Genomic DNA, 15,830 nt, shown 5'->3' on the forward strand with positions numbered 1-15,830 from the left:
ACCAGGACGCCGCACCCGAGCAACTCCGCCGTCGTCGACGCGCAGTGGTCGGCGGAACTCGCCCGCGCGGTGGCCGTCAGGTCGAGTTCCACCCCGACAGGCAGCGTGACCTCGGTGCCGTCGACGGTGATCGACCGCCACGAGTGGGGTGCGGGCGCCGACACCGTGGGGTCGAGGGCGCCGTCCGTGGTGCGCGCTGCGGCGAGGGCGTCGGTGAGGAACCGCGCGAACATCGGGGTCACCGTGTTCGGGCCCTCGTCGAGCGCGCGGATCTCGGCGTCCGCGCGGTCGCGGTTGACGGCGGCGTCGGCGGCCGCGAGGTAACCGCGGATCAGGTTCGACGCCGAGCTCAGGGCGTCGGGGTCGGTGACGACGATCCGTGCGTGCACACCCCAGGTGGACCATTCGGTTGCGCTGCGTGCGCCGGTCATGTGGTGGTTCTCCGGTGGCGGAATCTCAGGAACCGCTGGACACGGCGTCCGGTGCGCCGAATCCGGCCGAGACGAGGGGCGCCGCCACCGTCGAATCGGGGGTCGCGGGATCTGCGGCCGCCGCCATACCGCCACCGGCGACCAGTCCGGCGATTCCGGCTGCCGCCAAGACGCGGCGAACGGGAAGCAGGCGGGAAATCCGTCGGTCTTCACTCATGCCGACCAGCTTCCCCGACGAACCTTAGAACAACCTGGGAAGAATCTGACTCTCCGCGCCGAGTGGCCAGTCGTGCCCGACGGCCACCGTAGTGACGGAGTCGTCACTACGATCGGATCCGTGATCGCGGACCATGACGAACTGCTCGACGCCGCTCTGAGTGTGCTGCGGGAGCGCGGCCCGCTGTCCGACCGGGAGCTGGCAGCCGCGCTTGCGAATTCGGGTTGGGGAGGTGTCGACGACCTGATCGACTACGTGGAGGAGTTCGACGCGCCACTTCTCGGAACCCTTCCCGACGACCGACGGGTGGCGCTCGACATTCTGCTCGCGGGACGCGTCCTCACGCACCGCCTCACCGCGGAGGAGATCGCGGCCGACGTCGTGGAGCCGGACGATTTCGGCTCACTCCTGCACCTCGCATCCGGGGACCCCGACGTCGACGGCTTCGAGGTCGTGTTCTTCGAGGACGAGGCCGACGAACTGGCCGCGCGAGGGGTCGACGGCGAGAGCTGGTCGGAGGAGGAGGTGCTCGTCCTTCCCCGGGGCACCCTCGCGCAGTGTTCTCCGGGGGATCTCCTGGCGGTGATCGCCACGGACAGCGGAGTGCGCCTGGACTTCGTCGGCGAGCCGGTCGAGGACGCTCCCGACCTTGCGCTGCGGCTCACTCGTCGGCTGAGCGAGACGTCGGTGCTCGACCTCGAGGAGGAGGTCTGGCACCTCCTGGTCGACGATCCGGCGGCGTTCACCGTGCCGACGCTGCCGTTGGCGGACATAGTCGAGGCCGCCGGCTTGGACCGGTCGGGGCAACTCGTCGCGGCTCGCGGATTCGATTTCGAGGTCTACGCCCGGGACCTGATGATCGGCGTGTACGCCGACGAGCTCGGGGTGCCGATGGATGCGGCGGTGGCCGTCGCCATGCTGGTGTCGCTGGTCACGGCTCTCGAGGAAGACGAGAACCAGGACATCCAGGCGAGGTTCTTCGACAAGCCGGAGCTGTACGCCGCCCTCGCCGATCCGGTTGTCATGGAAGTCGCCGCTCAGGAGTTGTTCGACTTGGACGTCGATCCCGAGGTACTCCTGCTCGCCGCGGATCGGCTGCTCGCGTCGGGACCGCGCGACGTGAAAGCCGCCGCGTCGTGGATCGCCGGCCGGGCCACCGAGATGCAGGGCTTCCCGAAACAGGCCGAAGAACACTACGAACGCGCGCTCGTCCTGGACGGAGCGTTCGACCTCGCTCTGTTCGACCTTGCCCGTTTCGCCTCGGATCGCGGCGATGCCGTCCGCGGGCTGTCGTTGCTGAACCGGATGGCCGGCGGGGACGCGGAGCCGCTGCACGCGGTGCTCGAATACTTTCAGCCGACGCCGCGGCCCGGGCTGGGCCGCAATCATCCCTGCTGGTGCGGGTCGGGACGGAAGTACAAGACGTGCCACCTCGGCAAGGGTGATCATGCGTTGTCCGAGCGGGCCGGATGGCTGTACCAGAAGGCGAAGTTGCACGCGCAGGAACTCGGCTGGCGCGATCAGATCGTCGAGTACGCCGAGATCCGTTCCGAGAACTGGGCGGGCGACGCAGCGTTGTACCAGGCATTGGAGGATCCGCTGGTCGCAGACATCGCTCTCTTCGAGGGCGGTGCGTTCGCCGACTTCGTCGAATGCCGCGGAGATCTGCTGCCCCCGGACGAGTTCGCACTCGCGCGGCAGTGGCAGGAAGTCGAACGGTCGCTGCACGAGGTGGAGGAGGTCCGGGCGGGCGAGGGTCTGACACTGCGGGACCTGCGCACCGGCGACCGCCGCGACATCCGGGAAGTCACCGCAAGTCACCAACTGCACGCCGGGAATCTGATCTGTGCCCGCGTCGTCCCGGCGGGGGACACGTGGCAGATCTTCGGCGGAATCGAACCGATCTCGCAGGCTCACCGCGCGTCGCTGCTCGCGGCGCTGGACGACGAAACCACGGATCCGGCCTACCTGGTCGAGATCCTCAGCGAACGTTTCGTGCCGGCGAGTGGGTGATCAGGGCGGCGGGATTCGCCGGGTGCCGCTCTCCCGCAGGTCACGGTAGGAAACGGATCAATCCCGCAGAATCGCCTCGCATCTGCTGTGCCCCGTCGTAACGTGAACTCACTCGGTTAGGTGCACCGAGGAGGAGGAGCGCACGTATGTCAGTTGATGCAGCGGCGATCATCGTGGCGATCACCACCGCAGCGGGGGCCATCGTTCAGGGAGCGGACATACCGCAGCCGGTGAAAGATCAGGCAGCAGAAGCAATTCAGGTGGTCGAGCAGGCCTCACCCGACGTTCAGAAACAGGTAAACGACGCAATATCAACCCTCCCGGATCCGGCCCGTGCGCAGGCCGAGCAGATGGTGGCGCAGGCCTCGGATGTCGTGAAGCAGGCAACCGACCCCTACATTCCGCCGCCGCCCGCCGTCGAGGCGGCGCCGCCGCCTGCCCCGGTTCCGCCGCTGGCCCTGCCGGACACCCCGCTCGACCAGCCGCCCGTGATGAGTGCCCCCGACGTCGGAACCGCGATCGGGGGCCTCGCCGCTCTGCCGGGCGTACCGGCGCTCATCAGCGGACTCGGATCGCTGATCCCGTCCGTCCCCGCCGGGTTTCCCGGTGTCTCGCTCGCGCCCGTCGGCGCCATCGCCGTCTTCGCGCCGTGGATCCGCAAGGCCGGATCGCTGTGCGAGGGCATCAAGCCGCCGACACTGGCGGCCCTGTACTCGGTCGAGAACGGGTTCCGCTACGGCGCGACGTCACCGGTGTCCCGCGCGGGTGCCCGCGGCCCCGGCCAGTTCATGCCCGACACCTGGGCCAAGTACGGCAAGGACGCGGACGGCGACGGCAAGGTCGACATCAACGGCGTCGCCGACCCGATGATGGCGTCCGGTCAGATGCTGTGCGACCTGTTCGGGCAGATCGACGGGTGGAAGAAGGAGGGTGTGGTCAAGGGCGACACCCTCGATCTCACGATCGCCGCCTACAACGCCGGTGGGGGTGCGGTCCGGACCGCCGGGGGCATGCCCGCCGGCAAGTTCGACTACGAGCACGAAACGCAGCCGTACGTCGCACGCATCCGATCCCTCGAGGATTCGTTCTCGCGGATGCTGTCGCCGTTCTTCTACGGTGCGGCCGCCGGTGACACGAGCCGCGTCGTGGAGGCGGCCATGCGGTTCATCGGCCTGCCGTACGTGTGGGGCGGCGGCAACATCAACGGTCCGTCCGGCGGCGGGTTCGACTGCTCGGGGCTGACCTCGTTCGCCGTGTACGCCGCCACCGGCGTCAAACTGCCCCGCACGTCGGAAACGCAGTGGAACGTCGGTGTGGAGGTGCCGCTGTCGGAGGCCCGGCCCGGAGACCTGCTGTTCGGCAACTGGCAGTCGGGTGGGCCGGGTCACGTGGCGATCTACGTCGGAAACGGCCAGATGCTGCACGCCCCGACGACGGGCGACGTGGTGCGCATCGGTCCCGTGTTCGCCGACATGAAGGCCCGGCGGGTCTTCTGATCACATCCACCGGGCTCGATGCAGAAAACTCCGGCCCGGGCACTGGGCCCGGACCGGAGTTTTCGGCGGTTGATCCGAGATCAGCTGTGGTACGGCTCCGCGCTGACGAGCGTCACCTTCATGCTGCTGCCGTTGGGCAGCGTGTATTCGCGGGTCTCGCCGACCTTCGCCTCGAGCAGCGCGCCACCCAGCGGGGAGTTGGGCGAGTACACCTCGAGTTTGTTGTCGCGTGCACCCTCTTCGCGGGTCGCGATCAGGAACGTCTCGGTGTCCTTCTCGTCGCCGTCGTAGTAGACCTTCACCACGGAACCGGGCAGTGCGACACCGGACTGGGTGGGGGCCTCGCCGACCTTCGCGCTGTTCAGCAGTTCCTGGAGCTGACGGATGCGGGCTTCCTGCTGACCCTGCTCTTCGCGGGCCGCGTGGTAGCCGCCGTTCTCCTTCAGATCGCCCTCTTCGCGACGCTCGTTGATCTCGGCGGCGATGACCGGACGATTGGCAATGAGCTGGTCGAGTTCGCTCTTGAGCCTGTCATGTGACTCCTGGGTCAGCCAGGTCACCTGGGTCTCGGTCATCTCGATCACTCCCTCGTAGTTGGAGCCGCCGGGCTCCCTCGACAGACCACTGCAACAGCAGTGATCAACGGCTCGGCGGATTCGACGGCCGTGGCCGTTCGTCTTCCGCCTTGCCGCCAATGCAGCAATACACGGTTCCAAACGGAACCGTGTACCAGGCGATTCTAGCACGATCGGGGAGCGCAAACCCCGAATAATCCGAACGGTCGCTCGGCTGCGCGGGTGTCAGCCGCCGGTCAGATAGGCCGGAACGTCCAGGCTGCAGCCGTAAATGTCGCCCATCGCAGGGGGTCGCGACGTGTAGACGGGAGCGGTGACTTTCACCGTCTGGCTGTCGCCGCCGGCGATGTAGACCTCGCGCCTGCCGGTCTCGGAACCGTCCTTGGAGCGGGAGCGGACGATGCACACCGCGGCCCGCGACGGATCCTCCCGGGTGACGGTGAACGTGATGTCGAGCTGCGACCCACTCACCAGATCGAACGACGTGGCTTCACTGTCGATCTCGGAGACGGCGAACTTCTCGTATGCGACGAACGCCACGATCACGCCGACGACGACGACCGCCGCGGAGAGCGCCCACACGAGCCAGCGCTTCGGGCGCGCAGGCTTTGCCGCGGCTGTGTATCGGCCCGGGGGAAGCGTTCTCGTCATCTCTCAACTCTCGTACCGCTCCGGTTCCACGTAACTCACAGCACTCGAGCGGGGGCACGGCTGCAAGCGGAACTCTCGGGTGGAACTATAGAGGACGTGCGTCGGTGCGCCGTCAGCGATGGCGGAGGCGAGAGCGCGCGACACGGACAAGCCGGCAACGGCTACTGGCGAAGTTGAGGTGAACGAATACGTGAGCGGATTCCGGCTCATGGCCGTCCATGCGCATCCCGACGACGAGTCGAGCAAGGGTGCGGCGACAACGGCCCGTTACGCCGCAGAGGGCAACGAAGTGAAGGTCGTGACGTTGACCGGTGGTGAACGTGGCGACATCCTCAACCCCGCGATGGACGTGCCCGGGGTGAGGGACCGCATCCACGAGGTGCGCATCGAGGAGATGGCCGAGGCCGCCCGCATCCTCGGAGTCCAGCACCAGTGGCTGGGATTCGTGGACTCCGGACTGCCGGAGGGCGACCCGAAGCCGCCGCTGCCGGAGGGCTGCTTCGCGCTCGTTCCGCTCGAGGAGTCGACCGAGGCGCTGGTGCGCGTCATCCGCGAGTTCCGTCCGCACGTCATGACCACGTACGACGAGAACGGCGGGTACCCGCACCCCGATCACATCCGCTGCCATGAGGTGTCGATGGCCGCCTACGAGGCCGCCGCCGACCCCGAGCAGTTCCCTGACGCCGGAGAGCCGTGGAAGGTGCAGAAGGTCTACTACTCGCACGGCTTCATCCGGAAGCGTCTCCTGCAGTTCCAGGAGGAATACGACCGCCGCGGCGAAGAATTCCCGATGGCCGAGTGGCTCAAGAAGTGGAAGACCGAGCAGGGTGATCTGATGGCCCGTGTCACCACCCAGATCACGTGTGGCGACTATTTCCCGCAGCGTGACGACGCGTTGCGGGCCCACGCGACGCAGATCGACCCGAACGGCTCGTTCTTCGCGGTTCCGCTCGAGATCCAGCAGAAGATCTGGCCGACCGAGGAATTCGAGCTCGCCAAGACGCGGGTCACCACCTCCATCCCGGAGAGCGATCTGTTCGCAGGCATCCACGAGGACGGACAGCAGTGAATGCGTTGACGGTGAACATCGTGGCCGGCGCGGCGGACATCCTCGCGCAGACGCCGAGTACCCCGTCCGGTCCCGAGTTCGGCAAGGCGTCGCCCATCGGCCTCGTCGTCATTCTCGCGCTGCTCGCGGGCGTGGTGTTGCTGGTGCGGTCGATGAACAAGAAGCTCAAGAACCTGCCCGAGACGTTCGAGCCGGAACACCCCGAACCGGACCAGGAAGTGGACGAGGGCACCGACCGCGGCGCGATCCACGGCGGCGCGGGCAAGACCGAACCGCCGAAGCCCACGGACACCCCGCCGAACCTGCAGAAGTAGTCGAACAGGAGCTGGACATGGACCCACGCGAACGCAACACGCTCGGTGGGTCCACCAGCCCCTATCTGCGACAGCACGCCGACAACCCGGTGCACTGGCAGCAGTGGGGTCCCGAGGCGACCGAGTGGGCGCGGGAACGGGACGTCCCGATCCTGCTGTCGATCGGATACTCGGCGTGTCACTGGTGCCACGTGATGGCCCACGAGTCCTTCGAGGACGAGGCGGTGGCGTCGCTGATGAACGAGCATTTCGTGTGCGTCAAGGTCGACCGCGAGGAGCGTCCCGACCTCGACGCCGTGTACATGAACGCCACGGTCGCGATGACCGGCCAGGGCGGCTGGCCGATGACGTGTTTCCTCACCCCGGACGGGGCCCCGTTCTACTGCGGCACCTATTACCCGGCCGAGCCGCGCGGCGGGATGCCGTCGTTCACCCAGCTGCTGGGAGCCATCGCCGACACGTGGCGGGACCGCCGCGGCGACGTCGACGAGGCGGCCGCGTCGGTGGTCGCGGAACTGCGGCGCGGGGCCGGGGGCGTTCCCGAAGGTGACGTCCGGGTGACCGCGGCCCTGCTGGATGCGGCCGCCGGGACCGTGCTGCGGGACGAGGACGCCGAACGCGGCGGGTTCGGGGGAGCCCCCAAGTTCCCGCCGTCCGCGCTGATGGAAGGCCTGCTGCGCACGTACGAGCGGTCCGGCGACGCCGACGTGCTCGGCGTCGTGACGCGAACGGCCTCGGCGATGGCGCGCGGCGGAATCTACGACCAGCTCGGCGGCGGCTTCGCCCGCTATTCGGTCGACGCCGCGTGGGTGGTGCCGCATTTCGAGAAGATGCTCTACGACAACGCCCAGCTGCTGCGCGCCTACGCACACCTGGGCCGTCGGACGGGCTCGGACCTGGCCGTCCGCGTCACCGAGGAGACCGTCGAATTCCTGCTGCGCGATCTGCGCACGGAAAACGGGTCGTTCGCGTCCGCCCTCGACGCCGACACCGAGGGCGTCGAGGGACTCACGTACGTGTGGACCCCGGAGCAACTCGTCGATGTCCTCGGACCGGACGACGGCGAGTGGGCGGCCCGGGTGTTCGCGGTGACCGCGGACGGGACGTTCGAGGCGGGCGCGTCGGTCCTGCAACTCCCGCGTGACCCCGACGACTGGGATCGTTGGCGCCGGATCCGGGACACCCTGCTCGCCCGGCGTGCGACGCGGCCGCAGCCGGGCCGCGACGACAAGGTGGTCACCGCCTGGAACGGCCTCGCGATCACCGCACTGGCCGAGGCAGGCGCCGGACTCGGCAGACCGGAATGGGTGGACGCTGCCGCCGCGTGCGCGCGTGCGGTGCTGGACCTGCACGTCGTGGACGGCCGGCTGCGGCGGGCGTCCCTGGGAGCGTCGGTGGGCGAGCCGGCCGGGGTGCTCGAGGACTACGCCTGCCTGGCGACGGGGCTGCTCGCGTTGTATCAGGCGACCGGCGGCACCGAATGGCTGTCGCACGCGCAGTCGCTGCTCGACCGCGCACTGATCCATTTCGCCGACGACGAGCGGCCGGGCAGCTGGTTCGACACCGCCGACGACGCCGAAACCCTCGTGACCCGTCCCCGCGACCCGGTCGACGGTGCGACGCCGTCCGGGGCGTCGTGCCTGGCCGAGGCGCTGCTCACCGCGGCCGCGGTGGCCGATGCGGACGCCTCGGGCCGGTACGCGACCGCGGCCGCCGCATCGCTCGACCGGGTGGCGCTGTTGCTGGAGCGCGCACCGCGATCGGCCGGGCACTGGCTCGCGGTGGCCGAGGCCTCGGTGCGCGGCCCGATCCAGGTGGCGGTGGCCACCGACGGCGATTCCGCGCTGCTGCGGGAGGCGCGCAGGCTCGCTCCCGGTGGTGCCGTCGTGGTCGGCGGCGAACCGGACTCGTCCCCGCTGCTCGCCGACCGGCCGCTGGTCGGCGGTCTGTCGGCGGCGTACGTGTGCCGCGGGTTCGTGTGCGACCGCCCGGTGTCGACGGCCGAGGATCTCGCCGCCGCGTTGAGCCGGTAGTCCGGACTACCGGAACACCACCAGCCACACGGCGATGTAGTGGCACAGCGCCGCGATGACGGTGGCGGCGTGGAAGAACTCGTGATGCCCGAACGTGGTGGGCCACGGGTTGGGCCACTTGGTGGCGTAGAGGATCGCCCCGACCGAGTACAGGATGCCGCCGATCAGCAGCAGCAGCATCGGGAGGACGCCCACCTCGTGCGTCAGTTCGGGTGCCACCGGGACGATGGCCCAGCCGAGCAGCAGGTACAGCGGTACCCCGACCCAGCGCGGCGCCGTCGGCCACAGCATCTTCAGCGCGACCCCGGCGAGCGCCCCCGCCCACACGACGATCAGCAGCGTCCGGCCCGTGTCGGGCGGCAGACCCAGCACCGCGAACGGCGTGTAGCTGCCAGCGATGAACAGGAAGATCATCGAATGGTCCGCCCGCTTCATCCACGTACGGGCGGCGACGGTGTTCCAGTGGATGCGGTGGTAGGTGGCGCTGACCCCGAACACGCCGCACACCGTGAGGCTGTAGACGGCGGTGGCGAGCGCTGCTTCCCCGGACACCTGCGTGCCCGACAGCGTGACGAGGACGAGGCCGGCGATCACGGAGACGCCGAACGCCCACAGGTGGATCCACCCTCGCAGTCGGGGCTTGACGGGTAGTTCGTCGAGGCCGAAAGCGGTCACTGAACACCTCTTCTCGCTGTGCGTGGCGCTAACCTACGCAACCGTAGGTTAGCTTGTGGTGAGAGCGTACCCGTCGGTAGCAGGAAGTCGTGCGCTGTGTGACGGCCGTCGCGGATCACCTACGGCCGCGGCGTAGTCTTGCCTGTCATGGTGATCTCCAGGTGAGTGCGCGAGGACTGCTGTACAGCATCTACGAGCGTCGGCTACTGAAGCGGCTCGACGGTCTACAGCACCCCCGGCACATAGCCGTGATGTGCGACGGCAACCGGCGGTGGGCCCGGGAGAACGGCTTCGAGGACGTCAGCCACGGCCACCGCATGGGCGCCCTCAAGATCTCCGAGATGCTCGGCTGGTGCGACGCCGCGGGCATCGAGATGGCCACCATCTACCTGCTGTCCACCGAGAACCTGCGCCGCGACCCCGAGGAACTCGACACCCTGCTCGAGATCATCACCGACGTCGTCGAGGAGATCTCCGGACCGGACAAGAACTGGAGCGTCAAGATCGTCGGCGCCCTCGACCTCCTGCCCGCCGAACAGTCCCGCCGCCTGCGGGACGCGGCCGCCGGAACCGAGGGTCGCACCGGCACCCACGTCAACGTCGCGATCGGCTACGGCGGGCGCCAGGAGATCGCCGACGCCGTGCAGTCGCTGCTCAGCGAGAAACTCCTCGCCGGGTTGGCGGGTGACGAACTCGTGAAATCGATCACCATCGACGGCATCGACGGCCATCTCTACACGTCCGGCCAGCCCGACCCCGACCTCGTGATCCGCACGTCGGGGGAACAGCGGCTGTCGGGGTTCCTGCTGTGGCAGAGCGCGTACTCCGAGATCTGGTTCACGGAGGCGTACTGGCCGGAGTTCCGCCGCGTCGACTTCCTCCGGGCGCTGCGTGACTACGCCGCCCGGCACCGCCGCTTCGGCGTGTAGGTGAGCGGCGAAGCGTGCCGGAGGACACTTCGCCACTCACCTACAGCTTGCGCAGACGCAGCCGATTGATCGAATGATTGGCATCCTTGCGCAGCACGAGCGTCGCGCGCGGCCGCGTCGGCAGGATGTTCTCCACCAGATTCGGCCGGTTGATGTTGTGCCAGATCTCCTGCGCGGCAGACGTCGCGTCCCGGTCGGACAGTCCGGCGTAGTGGTGGAAATGCGCGTCGGGGTCGGAGAACGACGTCTTCCGCAGCGCGAGAAAGCGCTGGATGTACCAGTTCTCGATGTCCTCGATCCGGGCGTCGACGTAGATCGAGAAGTCGAACAGGTCCGACACCATCAGCCGCGGACCGGTCTGCAGCACGTTGAGACCCTCGATGATGAGGATGTCCGGCTGCCGGATCAGGTGGTACTGACCGGGGATGATGTCGTACGAGATGTGCGAATAGACCGGCGCGGCCACTTCTTCGGCCCCCGACTTCACCTCGGTGACGAAGCGCAGCAGCTTGCGGCGGTCGTAACTCTCGGGAAAGCCCTTGCGGTGCATGATCCCGCGGCGGTTCAACTCGGCCGTCGGGTACAGGAAGCCGTCCGTCGTCACCAGGTCGACACGGGGATGGTGCTCCCAGCGCGCGAGGAGCGCCTGGAGGACACGCGCCGTGGTGGACTTGCCGACCGCCACGCTGCCTGCCACGCCGATCACGAACGGCACCTGCTGGTCGGGATGCTTTTCGCCGAGGAAGGTCGCGGTCGCGGCGAACAGTCGCTGCCGGGCCGCGACCTGCAGGTGGATGAGACGCGACAGCGGCAGGTAGACCTCCGCGACCTCTTCGAGGTCGATCTGCTCGCCGAGGCCACGCAGTCCGTACAGCTCTTCCTCGGTGAGGACGAGCGGCGTCGACTTACGCAGTGTGCGCCACTGCTTCCGGTCGAATTCGACGTACGGACTGGACTCGCTCGTCCGCGCCATCAGTTCCGCTCACACTCGGGTACACGGGGGAGTGAGCGGTCCGTGCCCAGAATCTCTGCCGTCGTCGTTGCGCTGGCGAGTAGCGGTTGCATAGTCGGATTGTGCTTGGTGCCACAGGCTGCGCTGTCGGCGGGTCAGGCAGACGCGTCTGCGACTAAGGTCGGACGGCATGGAATCCGATTCGTTCATTCGCGAATACTTGCTGCTCGGGCTGGGTTTCGACCGGCTGGAGGAGGGATTCGTCGACGCGTACACCGGCGATCCCGCGCTGCGCAGGCAGGTGGAGAACGCACCGAAGCCCGATCCCCGGGATCTCGCCCGCACGGCGGCGAACCTCCGCGCGGAGTTGCCGTCGGCGGGACTGTCCGAGGAACGGACCCGGTTCGTCGACGTCCACCTGCGCGCCCTCGAATGCTCGGGGCGCAAATTCGCGGGTGACGACGTCGGCTTCGTCGACGAGGTCGAGGCGTACTTCGACGTCCGCATCGAACGCGGTGACGAGGAGCAGTACCGGGAGGCGCACCGGAAGATGGACGCCGTGCTGCCCGGACCGGGGCCGCTGGCCGAACGCATCCGGGTCCACCGCGCGAAGGACGCGATTCCCGCCGACCGGTTGCAGGAATGCGTCGACGCCTTCTCCAGCGCCCTGCGCGACCTGGTGCGGCAGCACTACGCGCTGCCCGACTCCGAGGTGGTGGAGTACGAGGTGGTGGGCGACAAGCCGTGGTCCGGGTTCAACTACTACCTCGGCGACTACCGCTCGAAGGTCGCGATCAACTCCGACCTCGAGCAGCACATGGCGAACCTGCCGCGGCTGATCGCGCACGAGTCGTACCCCGGTCACCACACCGAGCACTGCCGGAAGGAAGCCGGACTCGTCGGCGCGGGCCAACTCGAGCAGACGCTGTTCGTCGTCAACACCCCGCAGTGCCTGATGGCCGAGGGCCTCGCGGACCTCGCGCTCGAAGCGATCGTCGGGTCCGACTGGGGGCTGTGGGCGCAGGAAATCTACGCCGACCTCGGTCTGCGATTCGACGGTGAGCAGGCGCAACGCCTGTCCGGTGCGTCCGGACAGTTGCTCGGGGTCCGGCAGGACGCGGCGATGATGCTGCACGACGAGGGCCGCAGCCACGACGACGTCGCGGCGTTCCTGCAGCGGTGGAGCCTGTCGACCCCGGAGCGGGCCCGGCAGTCGCTGCGCTTCCTGTCCTCGCCGCTGTGGCGGGCGTATACCAGCACCTACGTGGAGGGGTACCGGCTGCTCGGGGGCTGGCTGGCGGAGGTGCCGGTCGGCGCCGAGCGGTCGGAACGGTTCCGCCGACTGCTCGACGAGCCGCTCGTTCCCAGCGTCCTGCGTGCCGGTGAGGGGTACCTCACCGCGGGCGGTTAGGAAGTCCTCACGGGTAGTTCGTAGACTGGGAGCATTCGCTTCCGCATCCAGCTTGGAGATTCCTCGATGACCGCTGTGCCCGGTACCGACGTCAACACGGCCCCCCTCGCCGAACTCGACCCCGAAGTCGCCCAGGCCATGGCAGGTGAGCTGGCCCGTCAGCGCGACACGCTGGAGATGATCGCCTCGGAGAACTTCGTTCCCCGCGCCGTCCTCCAGGCTCAGGGCAGCGTCCTCACCAACAAGTACGCCGAAGGGTACCCGGGTCGCCGCTACTACGGCGGCTGCGAGCACGTCGACATAGTCGAGGACCTCGCCCGCACCCGGGCGAAGGAACTGTTCGGCGCCGACTTCGCGAACGTCCAGCCGCACTCCGGCGCACAGGCCAACGCAGCGGTCCTGATGGCCCTGATGAACCCGGGTGAGAAGCTCCTCGGCCTCGACCTGGCGCACGGCGGCCACCTCACACACGGCATGAAGCTGAACTTCTCTGGCAAGCTCTACGACGTCGAGTCGTACGGGGTCAGCAAGGAAGACCACCGCATCGACATGGACGAGGTCCGCAAGATCGCCGTCGCCGCGCAGCCGAAGGTCATCGTCGCCGGCTGGTCCGCGTACCCGCGGCACGAGGACTTCGCCGCGTTCCGGTCCATCGCCGACGAGGTCGGCGCGTACCTGTGGGTCGACATGGCGCACTTCGCGGGCCTGGTCGCGGCCGGGCTGCACCCGTCGCCCGTGCCCTACGCCGACGTCGTGTCCAGCACCGTCCACAAGACGCTCGGCGGACCCCGCTCCGGTCTGATCCTCGCCAAGCAGGAGTGGGCGAAGAAGCTCAACTCCGCCGTGTTCCCCGGCCAGCAGGGCGGGCCGCTGATGCACGCCATCGCAGCGAAGGCCGTCTCCCTGAAGATCGCAGGTACCGAGGAGTTCAAGGACCGTCAGCAGCGCACCCTCACCGGTGCGAAGATCCTCGCCGAGCGCCTGACCGGCTCGGATGTCGTGGACAAGGGCGTCAGCGTCCTCACCGGCGGCACCGACGTGCACCTCGTACTCGTCGACCTGCGCAACTCGCAGCTCGACGGCCAGCAGGGTGAGGACCTCCTCCACGAGGTCGGCATCACCGTCAACCGCAACGCCGTGCCGTTCGATCCGCGCCCGCCGATGGTCACGTCCGGCCTCCGGATCGGCACGGCCGCGCTCGCGTCGCGCGGATTCGGCGACGAGCAGTTCACCGAGGTTGCCGACATCATCGGCACCGCGCTCGCCGGTGCGTCCGACGTCGAGACGCTGAAGGCTCGCGTGTCGAAGCTCGCCGCCGACTTCCCGCTGTACGAGGGTCTCGAGGACTGGCGCCTGATTTAGGCGGCTCCGCCGCTCGTGCGCCTTTTTGGTAGCTGGAGCAACCAGAAAGGCGCACGGGCGCGAAGCGCCTTCTCCGTGTAACCAGTTGTTCACCGACACGCCCGCCGCTCGGTCAGCCGATCGGCGTGTTTGGCAGTACCGTCGGGGGTAACAGGCAGCGGGGAAGTTGCTTGTACGGGAGGTCCTGATCGTGGCTGACACACTCAGTGCGAGGGGGCCGGCGCCCGGCCCTCGTGTGGTGACACACCAGGGACGGACCGGTCCAGCGAACCGAGTTTGCGTGGGTGCCGCGCAGACCTAGGAGCCAACGTGACTGCTTCACGCTCCGTCTCAGCCCGCGCCGGACAGTCGTCCGTCGCCCCCAGGAAATCTTCGGATTCTGCACTTCGTACGTTCGTACTCGATACCTCCGTACTGCTGTCCGACCCCTGGGCCGTCACCAGGTTCGCCGAGCACCGCGTGGTGCTTCCCCTCGTCGTGATCAGCGAGCTCGAAGGGAAGCGGCATCACCACGAGTTGGGATGGTTCGCAAGAGAATCGCTGCGTATGCTCGACGACCTTCGTCTCGAGTACGGTCGACTCGACCAGCCCGTGCCGATCGGCACGGACGGCGGCACCCTGCAGGTCGAGCTGAATCACACCGATCCGTCGCTTCTGCCGGTCGGATTCCGCACGGACAGCAACGATTCGAGGATCCTGGCCTGCGCGTTGAACCTCGAGGCCGAGGGCGGTGACGTCGTCCTGGTCAGCAAGGACATCCCGCTGCGGGTGAAGGCCGGTGCGGTGGGTCTTCCCGCCGACGAGTACCACGCCCACGACGTCGTTCCGTCGGGTTGGACGGGTATGACCGAGTTGGATGTGGCGTCCTCGTCGATCGACGAACTGTTCTCCGAAGGCGTCGTCGACCTGGAGGAGGCTCGGGAGCTTCCGTGCCACACGGGTATTCGGCTGCTGGGTGGTTCGTCGAGTGCGCTGGGCCGGGTTAACGCCGACAAGCGGGTGCAGCTGGTGCGGGGGGAGCGGGAGGCGTTCGGCCTGCACGGTCGTTCGGCCGAGCAGCGGATCGCCCTCGACATCCTGCTGGACGACAGTGTGGGCATCGTGTCGCTGGGCGGCAAGGCGGGCACCGGCAAGTCGGCGCTGGCGTTGACGGCGGGACTGGAGGCGGTGCTGGAGCGTCGTACTCAGCGGAAAGTCGTTGTCTTCCGGCCGCTCTACGCGGTGGGCGGCCAGGAGCTCGGCTATCTGCCGGGCAGCGAGAGCGAGAAGATGGGTCCGTGGGCCCAGGCGGTCTTCGACACTCTCGACGGACTGGCCAGCACCGAGGTGATGGACGAGGTGATCAGCCGCGGCATGCTGGAAGTGCTGCCGCTCACGCATATTCGCGGGCGGTCACTGCACGATTCGTTCGTGATCGTGGACGAGGCGCAGTCGCTGGAACGCAACGTGCTGCTCACGGTGCTGTCCCGGCTGGGCACCGGGTCCCGGGTGATCCTCACTCACGACGTCGCGCAGCGTGACAATCTGAGGGTCGGACGTCACGACGGTGTGGCCGCGGTGATCGAAAAGCTCAAGGGGCATCCGCTGTTCGCGCACATCACGTTGACGCGCAGTGAGCGTTCGCCGATCGCGGCGCTGGTGACGGAGATGCTGGAGGAGTTCGGGCCGACGCCGTAGGCGCCTGCCCCGCAGTGTGATCCGC

General features: G+C 68.2%; 14 protein-coding genes and 1 pseudogene. 9 read left to right on the plus strand and 6 right to left on the minus strand.

Annotation, left to right across the window (positions count from 1 at the left end; translation table 11 throughout):
* Positions 1-431: pseudogene (locus tag MLGJGCBP_RS40820) on the minus strand (FAD:protein FMN transferase); the annotation flags it as partial.
* A gap of 25 nt (positions 432-456) precedes the next feature.
* On the minus strand, positions 457-648 hold the full coding sequence (locus MLGJGCBP_RS40825) for a hypothetical protein (protein ID WP_009479096.1): 192 nt from the start codon (positions 646-648) through the stop codon (positions 457-459).
* Between the two features lie 120 nt (positions 649-768).
* Here MLGJGCBP_RS40825 and MLGJGCBP_RS40830 point away from each other — a divergent pair, with 120 nt between their 5' ends.
* Together MLGJGCBP_RS40830 and MLGJGCBP_RS40835 are read left to right on the plus strand one after the other, a co-directional pair.
* Positions 769-2,661, plus strand: coding sequence for a YecA family protein (locus MLGJGCBP_RS40830; protein WP_160103120.1), 1,893 nt, complete (start codon positions 769-771; stop codon positions 2,659-2,661).
* 146 nt (positions 2,662-2,807) lie between these two features.
* On the plus strand, positions 2,808-4,157 hold the full coding sequence (locus MLGJGCBP_RS40835; RefSeq protein ID WP_160103122.1) for a bifunctional lytic transglycosylase/C40 family peptidase: 1,350 nt from the start codon (positions 2,808-2,810) through the stop codon (positions 4,155-4,157).
* 80 nt (positions 4,158-4,237) lie between these two features.
* On the opposite strand, the gene greA is transcribed toward MLGJGCBP_RS40835, so the two are convergent.
* Together greA and MLGJGCBP_RS40845 are read right to left on the minus strand one after the other, a co-directional pair.
* Complete coding sequence (gene greA / locus MLGJGCBP_RS40840; protein WP_005238978.1) at positions 4,238-4,732, minus strand: transcription elongation factor GreA; 495 nt, start codon at positions 4,730-4,732, stop codon at positions 4,238-4,240.
* Between the two features lie 225 nt (positions 4,733-4,957).
* Positions 4,958-5,383 (minus strand): DUF4307 domain-containing protein, encoded by a 426-nt coding sequence (locus MLGJGCBP_RS40845; RefSeq protein ID WP_160103124.1) that lies wholly within the window; start codon positions 5,381-5,383, stop codon positions 4,958-4,960.
* Positions 5,384-5,573: 190 nt separating this feature from the next.
* Here MLGJGCBP_RS40845 and mca point away from each other — a divergent pair, with 190 nt between their 5' ends.
* From mca to MLGJGCBP_RS40860, 3 genes are read left to right on the plus strand one after another with little or no spacing between them, the layout of a single operon-like run.
* Positions 5,574-6,452 carry a mycothiol conjugate amidase Mca gene (gene mca, locus MLGJGCBP_RS40850; RefSeq protein ID WP_087555983.1) on the plus strand — a complete coding sequence of 293 codons (879 nt, stop codon included), beginning with the start codon at positions 5,574-5,576 and terminating at the stop codon, positions 6,450-6,452.
* Complete coding sequence (locus MLGJGCBP_RS40855) at positions 6,449-6,766, plus strand: hypothetical protein (protein WP_160103126.1); 318 nt, start codon at positions 6,449-6,451, stop codon at positions 6,764-6,766. Before mca ends, MLGJGCBP_RS40855 begins: the two co-directional genes overlap by 4 nt.
* Before the next feature lie 17 nt (positions 6,767-6,783).
* Positions 6,784-8,799 carry a thioredoxin domain-containing protein gene (locus MLGJGCBP_RS40860; protein ID WP_160103128.1) on the plus strand — a complete coding sequence of 672 codons (2,016 nt, stop codon included), beginning with the start codon at positions 6,784-6,786 and terminating at the stop codon, positions 8,797-8,799.
* Positions 8,800-8,805: 6 nt separating this feature from the next.
* Here MLGJGCBP_RS40860 and trhA read toward each other — a convergent pair whose 3' ends face one another.
* A complete protein-coding gene (trhA, locus tag MLGJGCBP_RS40865) occupies positions 8,806-9,474 on the minus strand; it encodes a PAQR family membrane homeostasis protein TrhA (protein ID WP_124389422.1) in 669 nt (222 codons plus the stop codon).
* A gap of 161 nt (positions 9,475-9,635) precedes the next feature.
* On the opposite strand from trhA, the gene MLGJGCBP_RS40870 reads away from it, so the two are divergent.
* Entirely contained in the window at positions 9,636-10,403 is a 768-nt protein-coding gene (locus MLGJGCBP_RS40870) for an isoprenyl transferase (protein ID WP_124389423.1), read from the plus strand.
* A 40-nt stretch (positions 10,404-10,443) separates the two neighbouring features.
* On the opposite strand, the gene coaA is transcribed toward MLGJGCBP_RS40870, so the two are convergent.
* A complete protein-coding gene (gene coaA / locus MLGJGCBP_RS40875; protein WP_005238987.1) occupies positions 10,444-11,376 on the minus strand; it encodes a type I pantothenate kinase in 933 nt (310 codons plus the stop codon).
* Positions 11,377-11,545: 169 nt separating this feature from the next.
* Between coaA and MLGJGCBP_RS40880 the strand changes: the two genes are divergently transcribed.
* The 3 genes from MLGJGCBP_RS40880 (at position 11,546) to MLGJGCBP_RS40890 (ending at position 15,805) form a co-directional block, all read left to right on the plus strand.
* Positions 11,546-12,766: a DUF885 domain-containing protein gene (locus tag MLGJGCBP_RS40880; RefSeq protein WP_160103130.1), complete on the plus strand. Its 1,221-nt coding sequence runs from the start codon at positions 11,546-11,548 to the stop codon at positions 12,764-12,766.
* Between the two features lie 66 nt (positions 12,767-12,832).
* Positions 12,833-14,128 carry a serine hydroxymethyltransferase gene (gene glyA / locus MLGJGCBP_RS40885; protein WP_124389426.1) on the plus strand — a complete coding sequence of 432 codons (1,296 nt, stop codon included), beginning with the start codon at positions 12,833-12,835 and terminating at the stop codon, positions 14,126-14,128.
* Positions 14,129-14,437: 309 nt separating this feature from the next.
* Positions 14,438-15,805 (plus strand): PhoH family protein, encoded by a 1,368-nt coding sequence (locus tag MLGJGCBP_RS40890; protein ID WP_160103132.1) that lies wholly within the window; start codon positions 14,438-14,440, stop codon positions 15,803-15,805.
* The last annotated feature ends 25 nt before the right edge of the window (positions 15,806-15,830 follow it).

The organism is Rhodococcus sp. T7, assembly GCF_009872365.1.
Taxonomy (GTDB): domain Bacteria; phylum Actinomycetota; class Actinomycetes; order Mycobacteriales; family Mycobacteriaceae; genus Rhodococcus_F.

Bases quoted from the DNA above. Each gene is read 5' to 3' on its own strand.
- MLGJGCBP_RS40835 (WP_160103122.1), top strand. From the start codon at position 2,808: ATGTCAGTTGATGCAGCGGCGATCATCGTGGCGATCACCACCGCAGCG.
- MLGJGCBP_RS40845 (WP_160103124.1), bottom strand. From the start codon at position 5,383: ATGACGAGAACGCTTCCCCCGGGCCGATACACAGCCGCGGCAAAGCCT.
- MLGJGCBP_RS40880 (WP_160103130.1), top strand. From the start codon at position 11,546: ATGGAATCCGATTCGTTCATTCGCGAATACTTGCTGCTCGGGCTGGGT.
- greA (WP_005238978.1), bottom strand. From the start codon at position 4,732: ATGACCGAGACCCAGGTGACCTGGCTGACCCAGGAGTCACATGACAGG.
- glyA (WP_124389426.1), top strand. From the start codon at position 12,833: ATGACCGCTGTGCCCGGTACCGACGTCAACACGGCCCCCCTCGCCGAA.
- coaA (WP_005238987.1), bottom strand. From the start codon at position 11,376: ATGGCGCGGACGAGCGAGTCCAGTCCGTACGTCGAATTCGACCGGAAG.
- MLGJGCBP_RS40860 (WP_160103128.1), top strand. From the start codon at position 6,784: ATGGACCCACGCGAACGCAACACGCTCGGTGGGTCCACCAGCCCCTAT.
- MLGJGCBP_RS40825 (WP_009479096.1), bottom strand. From the start codon at position 648: ATGAGTGAAGACCGACGGATTTCCCGCCTGCTTCCCGTTCGCCGCGTC.